The 7,347-nt window shown below is 51.5% G+C and carries 5 protein-coding genes; 1 reads left to right on the forward strand and 4 read right to left on the reverse strand.

From position 1 onward, the window contains the following. Positions 1-219: 219 nt before the first annotated feature. The gene (locus QME66_12135; protein ID MDI6809713.1) at positions 220-1,302 is read left to right on the forward strand and encodes a Xaa-Pro peptidase family protein; all 1,083 of its coding nucleotides are present in this window, start codon (positions 220-222) and stop codon (positions 1,300-1,302) included. Positions 1,303-1,305: 3 nt separating this feature from the next. Here the strand turns inward: QME66_12135 and QME66_12140 are convergent, their stop codons facing one another. The 4 genes from QME66_12140 to polA form a co-directional block, all read right to left on the reverse strand. Further along, the gene (locus QME66_12140; GenBank protein MDI6809714.1) at positions 1,306-2,691 is read right to left on the reverse strand and encodes a phosphomannomutase/phosphoglucomutase; all 1,386 of its coding nucleotides are present in this window, start codon (positions 2,689-2,691) and stop codon (positions 1,306-1,308) included. Positions 2,692-2,749: 58 nt separating this feature from the next. Beyond that, positions 2,750-3,860, reverse strand: a protein-coding gene (gene prfB, locus QME66_12145; protein ID MDI6809715.1) for a peptide chain release factor 2 whose coding sequence is annotated in 2 segments (ribosomal slippage) — positions 2,750-3,790 and positions 3,792-3,860 — 1,110 coding nt in all. Because the reading frame shifts where the segments join, the coding sequence is not laid out codon by codon here. 85 nt (positions 3,861-3,945) lie between these two features. Next, the gene (gene coaE / locus QME66_12150) at positions 3,946-4,575 is read right to left on the reverse strand and encodes a dephospho-CoA kinase (protein ID MDI6809716.1); all 630 of its coding nucleotides are present in this window, start codon (positions 4,573-4,575) and stop codon (positions 3,946-3,948) included. Next, positions 4,562-7,186, reverse strand: coding sequence for a DNA polymerase I (gene polA, locus QME66_12155; GenBank protein MDI6809717.1), 2,625 nt, complete (start codon positions 7,184-7,186; stop codon positions 4,562-4,564). The genes coaE and polA overlap by 14 nt, the downstream gene beginning before the upstream one ends. Positions 7,187-7,347 lie beyond the last annotated feature (161 nt).

Consider the following 7,347-nt stretch of genomic DNA (forward strand, 5'->3'; position numbering starts at 1 on the left):
AAAATTCACCAATTCCAGTTCGTAATCAGGCTAACCTGCTGGTAATACATCAATTCGAAAAACTACAGATCAAATTTCGGGGAAAGTCCTGTTATCTTCACACAATCATCCTTTCAAACCCAATCAGTGCAACAAATATTCCCAGTGCAAAATGCATTGATCGGATTGACGCCCCGTAGATTCTATGCTAGTGTCAGAAAAGTGAGAAACATAGACTATATGGGTCGCGTGAAGCGCGCCCGGCGGCTTTTGAAGGATTTTGAGCTTGACTGCCTTCTGATTCCGCCATCAGCCGATCTTCTCTATCTAACCGGGATCAAGAAAACGCAGAGCGAACGGCTGTTCCTTTTCGTGGTTCCGAGAAAAGGTATTCCCTGTTTCCTTGCCCCTACCCTGGAAAAGGACTTCATAAAATCCTCCACCGATTCTTGTCTGATCTTCACGTGGGAGGACGGGAAGAACCCTATTTTCCCTCTGGTCGATATTCTCGAAGCTTATGGTTCAGGACGGGGAAGAACGGCCGTCGGAGACGAGCTTTGGAGTTGCCATCAGCTGGAAATGACCGGAGTACTCAGGCGCGTTCAATTCGTCTCCGCTTCTCCGGTCATGAGCCGCCTCAGGTCCGTCAAAGAGCCGGCGGAGCTTCAGCTTATGAGGAAAGCCGCCCGTCTGACCGAGAATGTGCTTGCCTCCACCCTAAGGGTTATCACCCCTGGAATGAGGGAAGAAGAGATAGCGGCTATCATACTCGACGCTTTGGGCAGGAGCGGCCTTGATGAGCCCTGGGCTATTGTAGCCTCAGGTCCCAATTCGGCGATTCCGCATCACAATTCCGGGGCACGAAAGCTCAGGAGGCTCGAACCGCTTCTTCTGGACATTGGAGGTACCTACAAGGGGTACAACTCCGATATCACGAGAACGTACCATGTGGGACCGCCAGAAAGGAAGTTCCTGGAAATCTACGGGATTGTTCTTGAGGCAAACCGAATTGGAAGAGCGAAATCGAAACCCTCTGTCAAAGCATTTCAGATCGACAGCGCCGTCAGGGATTCAATCGACAAGAGGGGGTTTGGAGAGTTCTTTACTCACAGAACCGGTCACGGAATCGGTCTCAGGGGACACGAAGAGCCGTACATTGTGAACTCCTCCGCCGAAAGACTCCGTAGAGGGATGACCTTCTCCATAGAGCCGGGAATCTACATCCCCGGCAGATTCGGCGTGAGGATTGAGGACATCGTCGCCCTGACTGACAAAGGCTCCGAGTCCCTCACAAGATTCAGCCGGGCTCTGAGAATACTCTAGGGCTCAGGTCTCCCGGATTTTCACCGCAGCTCCGCCCAGTTCGCGAACCTTATCCCTGAAAAGCGATTCTATCTGTGCGAGCCTTTCTTCGGACTTAGCCTCGAATCTGAGAACAAGAACGGGCTGAGTATTCGATGCCCTTACAAGACCCCACCCATCCTCGAAAATGACTCTTGCCCCGTCAATGTCTATTACCTTGTATCTTTCACTGAAGAACTTCTTGAGTCTCTCAATGACCTCGAATTTCTCCTCATCGCTGCAGTCAATCCAAATCTCAGGCGTTGAGAAATAGTGCGGGATTTCATCTACCATAAGAGAGAGCCTCTTCCCGGACCTGGACAGGATTTCTACAAGCCTGGCCGCAGCGTATATCCCGTCATCAAAACCGTAGTAGCTGTCCGCGAAAAACATGTGGCCGGACAACTCTCCTCCTACCGGCGCACCTTCCTCCTTCATTCTTGCTTTTATTATGGCGTGCCCGGTTCTTGACATAATCGGAATGCCGCCCCACTTTTCAATCTCCTCCACAAGTCCCTGAGAACACTTGACATCGAGTACTATCTTCGCCCCCTTCTTCCTCGAGAGGACATCTTTTGCAAATATGGCAAGAAGTTGATCACCTCTCACCATTCTCCCCCTCTCGTCCACGGCCCCGATCCTGTCGGCATCTCCATCGAAACCTACTCCGAGATCGGCAGAACCATCAACAACCGCCTTTGAAAGAACTCTCATATTTTCATCCACAGTCGGGTCCGGCAGGTGGTTTGGAAACCTCCCGTCCGGCTCAAAAAAAATCGGAATCACATCCTGCTTCAGGGCACCAAAAACTCTCTCTGCAACCGGTCCTCCGGTTCCATTCCCGCAGTCAATGCCCACCTTCAGTCTTGATGAGGGTACAATCCTGTTTTTTATTTCATCAACGTACCTGTCAAGAACCGAGGTCTCGCGAGCTCTTCCGCTGCCGGTTGAAAAGCTTCCCTCATCTGCAATCTTCCTCAAAACCTGAAGCTCTTCACCGTAGATGCTGGAAAGGCCCTGGCAGAGTTTCACACCGTTATACTGCCTGGGATTGTGACTGCCGGTCACCATCATTCCGCCGTCAACGCCGAGACTGACTATCGAAAAGTAAAGGAGCGGAGTTGTCGCAATTCCTATGTCAATGACATCGCACCCGCAGGAAAGAACACCCTCTTTCAGACTCCGCGAGATCCTTTCCGAACTTGGCCTCACATCCCTCCCAAGGGAGACTTTCAGGAGCCCCTTCTTCCCCATGTACGTCCCATACGCCTTGCCAAGAGTGACCATCGCCTCGTCGTTCAAGTCGGTTTCGGCAATCCCTCTCACATCGTACTGTCTGAAAATCAGCGGATTCAGGAAACTTTCTCCCAAGATATGCTCTCCTCCTTCCAGGAAATTCGACTGTTCTCTCCGGCCCTTACCGCCTCATCTAGCCACCCTTTCCGGGACTCGTTTTTCTCTTCAAATAGCTTTCAATGAAAGGAGTGATTTCACCGTTCATCACTTCCTGGACGTTGCTCGTCTCCCATCCAGTCCTGTGATCTTTCACGAGTGTGTAGGGTTGAAATACGTAGGACCTGATCTGGCTGCCCCATGATATGTCTTTCTTCTCAGACGTCAATCTTTCAAGCTTCTTCTTTTCCTCCTCCTTATAGTGGACATAAAGGCGGCCCATCAGGACCTTCATGGCATTTTCTCTGTTTCTGAATTGAGATCTCTCACTCTGGCACTGAACAACCATGCCCGTGGGTATATGTGTTATCCTCACCGCTGAATCGGTCTTATTGACGTGCTGACCGCCGGCGCCGCTTGCCCTGAAAGTGTCGATTCTCAAATCGGAATCCCTTATCTCAACCTTCACAGTGTCATCCAGCAGAGGATACACAAACAAGGAGGCAAAGGAGGTGTGCCTTCTCTTGTTTGCATCAAATGGGGAAATACGAACCAATCTATGGACTCCGCTCTCCGATTTGAGATACCCGTAGGCATACTGGCCTTTTACCTCAACGGTGACGTCTTTCACTCCTGCCTCGTCCCCCGGCTGATAATCCAGCACAGAGTACTCAAAGCCTCTTTTCTCAATCCACCGAAGATACATCCTGAGAAGCATCTCTGCCCAGTCCTGCGACTCGGTTCCGCCTGCACCGGGATGAATCGAAACAAGGGCACCCATGATGTCATTTTCATCTGAGAGAAATGAGGCAAGCTCCAGGAGTTGAACTTGCGAGGAAATTTCAGCGGATGTACGGTTGATCTCTTCCAGAGAGGCGGTGTCGTTTTCCTGCTCCACCAATTCGAGAAGAAGAAGCTCTTCGTCACACCGTGTATTGGCCTGATTCCAACTTTCGTACGCCTTTTTGAGTTTCTTGAGCCTCTCAATGGTCTCTTTTGAGTTCTCTCTCTCCCAAAAGCCGGAGAGAGACATCTCCTTCTCTATATTCGAGATTTTCTTCTCGACAGAGTCCAGCTCAAAGAAACTCCCGCAGGTTGAGAAGCGCCTTCTTTGAATCCTCAAGTCTTTTTCTTATTTCGGATACCATCTTCCTCCTCCGTGGACGGCACACTGGAATTCCGTTAGTCAGTATTGCCCGCTGCCAGTTGACAGCCATTAAGACGTAAGGTGTTTCATCCTTTTCCGAGCAAGACTATTTTCCTCCAGACTTCGTTCGCCTTCTTCCCAAGGTCTTCAATGCTGCCATCGTTTTCCACGATCAGGTCTGCCGTTTCCTTTCGTTCATCATCACCGGTCTGCGAATCGATCCTGTCCGAGATCTCCTTTTCTTTCATTCCTTTTTCCAGAAGCCTTCCGATCCTGTCTTTCCGCGGGGCAGTAACCAAGACTATGATATCAAAATCTTTCTCGGTCTTCCACTCACTAATGAGCGCGGCATCGACTATGATGACGGCGCACCCCTCCTTCCTGAGCCTGGCGACCTCCTCGCTCACTCCCGACAGAAGACGAGGATGAACGATTGCATTCAGCTTGTTAAGTTTCCCCTTGTCAGAGAAAACCAGGAGAGCAAGCTTTTTTCGATCGATTTCTCCGTCGTCTCCGATTATTCCTTCTCCGAAACATCCGAGGAGCTCCGTCTTCACGTTTCTGTCATTCTTGAGAATTTCCCAACCAAATCTGTCTGCGTCAATAATCGTACCGCCTTCGGAGCGAAGCAGCTCGCAGAAAAGCGATTTCCCAACGCCTATTCCGCCTGTCACACCGACCACGATGCTCATGCCGGGCCTCTCAGTGCGCGTCATACCAGCTCTTTCCCTTCCCAGTCCGGACTACAACAGGGACAGAAAGCGGAACTGCATTCTCCATGAGACTCTTTATGAGGGGCTCTACCTCGTCTGCCTCATCATCCGGCAGTTCAAAAAGGAGCTCATCATGAATCTGGAGTATGAGCTTCGCTTTCGCCTTGAGCCTCTTGAGTTCGCGTGAAATATCCATCATCGCCTTTTTCATTATGTCTGCTGCAGAACCCTGAATCGGCGCATTGATTGCGGCTCTCTCCCCTTCAGCCCTGAGCCTTTCATTCTTGCTTCTTATCTCGGGGACGTGCCTTTTTCTCCCCGTCATCGTCCTCACGACTCCTTCCTTCCTGGCATCTTCGAGGAGGATATCTATGTATCTCTTCACACCTCCGTAGCTTTCGAAGAATTTCTGGATGAACTGGCCGGCTCTCTCTCTGCTTATCCTAAGCTCCCTGGAGAGACCAAACTGGCTCATCCCGTAAATGACTCCGAAATTCACGACTTTCGCCTTGGCTCGCATGTCGTCACTTACAAGCGACTCCGGCACGTCAAAAATGCGAGAAGCGGTAATTGCATGAATGTCTTCGCCGCTCTTGAATGCGCGGACAAGCTCCACGTCCCGGGAAAGATGAGCAAGAATTCTCAGCTCGATCTGCGAATAGTCAGCCGAAAGAAGCGACCATCCGGGTTTCTCTGCGGTAAAAGCCTTTCTTATCTTTCTCCCCAGCTCCCCCCTGAACGGGATATTCTGGAGGTTTGGCTCGCTCGATGAGAGCCTTCCGGTTGTCGTCACAGTCTGGTTGAATGAGGCATGTATTCTGCCCGTTCTTTCGTTTATTGCCTGGGGAAGCGCATCCAGATAAGTGCTCTTCAGCTTGTAGAGCTGCCTGTAGTCGATGATCTTGCGGGGGAGCTCGAAACTGACTGCCAGAGCTTCAAGAACATCAAAATCGGTTGAGTATCCCTTCTTGGTTCGCTTCCCACGCGGAAGCTTGTGTTTTTCGAAAAGAACGTCAGCGATCTGCTGTGGAGAGTTGATATTGAATCTGTAGCCTGAAGTTTCGTAGATCTCGGCTTCCAGCCTCGAAAGCTCTTCTCCGAGTTCGGCCGACATCGCGGTCAGAATGCCGGTATCGACGTGAACTCCGGCCATCTGCATGTCCTTCAGGACAAGAAGAAGGGGCATCTCAATCTCAGAGAAAACCGATTCGAGATTCTCAAGACGCAGCTCTCGCTTAAGAATCTCGAAAAGTCTCATTGCTGAATCGGCCCTCTCACACGCATATAGGAGATCGCCGGAAGGCACCTCGCCCTCTTTCGGCGTCAGTCTTCCGAGATTCCTTGCCTCTAAGAGAAAATCCATGTCGGTTCTCGAGCCGGGATTGAGAAGGTAGCATGCCACCGAAACGTCAAAAATCCCGCCGGAGGTGCGTATTCCGCTCCTCTCAAGAGGAATAAGATCGTCCTTCAGATTGTGGCCAACTTTGACGCAAGCTTGATTTGAAAAGACCGTCTCGCCAAGCATCTTCAGCTCATCCGGATGGAGCTCATCGCCCCCCGGGCGGGGCGAGAAGCAGAATGCCTTTCCGGGCTCGATTGAGAGAGCTATTCCCAGAACAGCCCCTTTCATAGGATCCTCAGCGGTTGAACGGACTGCCACAGAGACTACGCTTGCATCGCGGAGCTTCCCGAGAACCCGGCTTCTCCCTGCCTCATCTACCATCTCATATGCACCTTCCATCTTCTCGCTCTTCCGGCCCAAATCCCTGAGCCATCTGAATTCGAGCGCCTCGCCGAGGACCGAAAGCCTGGCCTGGTCCGGCTCTTTCCTCTGAAGCTGTTCCAGCCCGACCGGGACAGGCACATCACATTTTATCGTGACAAGCTCCTTGCTCAGAAGCGCGCTTTCCTTCCCTTGCCTCAGTCTTTCCCTTAAGCGTTCTTTCTCTCCCGCAAGCTCGTCACGAAATATGGCTTCAACCGAACCATATTTAACTAAAAGTGTTACAGCAGTCTTTTCGCCTATTCCTTTAACCCCTGGGACATTATCGGTCGCATCACCGGCCAAGGCAAGCATATCCACTATCTGGTCAGGTCTTATGCCGTATTTCTCAAGGACTTCCCCCTCACCCATGACCTTGGCCTCTTCTCCTGACCTCCCCGGGATGAGAAGCCTCACTGATGGGGAGACGAGCTGGAGCAGATCCTTATCCCCCGACACAATGACGACCTCGAATCCCCGGTCAGAAGCTGCCTTTGCCAGAGTGCCGATCACGTCATCGCCTTCGTATCCCGGAAGCTCTATTGATGAAATCGAGAACGCATCGACGAGCTCTTTTATTCGCGGAAGCTGGCTCACCAGTTCTTCCGGCATGCCCGGCCGGTTGGCTTTGTATTCCTTGAACTGCTCGTGTCTGAAGGTCGGAGCCTTGCTGTCGAAAACAACGGCTATGTATTCCGGGGCCTCCTCCAACAGCTTCTTCAGAGTCCGCGCGAATCCGAATGTCGCGCTTGTGATCTCTCCAGTCTTCGAGCTCCTGAGCGGATTCTTTATGAACGCAAAGTGAGAGCGATAGGCAAGCTGAGAGCCGTCAACGAGGAAGATTCTTTTCAACGGGAGACCCTTTCTGCGTGACTGGATCGGGGTTCGCCGGACGGAAGACTTCTCAGACTATCCTAGTGTCGTGTCCTCGAAATTCCTTGTATATGTCTTTGCCCCCGGGACACGACACTTTCATAGGGGCTTCTCGCCCCTCTGACGCTTCAGGATGCTCC

It is taken from the genome of Candidatus Eisenbacteria bacterium (genome assembly GCA_030017955.1).
Classification (GTDB): Bacteria; Eisenbacteria; RBG-16-71-46; order JASEGR01; family JASEGR01; genus JASEGR01.

Bases quoted from the DNA above. Each gene is read 5' to 3' on its own strand.
- QME66_12135 (MDI6809713.1), top strand. From the start codon at position 220: ATGGGTCGCGTGAAGCGCGCCCGGCGGCTTTTGAAGGATTTTGAGCTT.
- coaE (MDI6809716.1), bottom strand. From the start codon at position 4,575: ATGACGCGCACTGAGAGGCCCGGCATGAGCATCGTGGTCGGTGTGACA.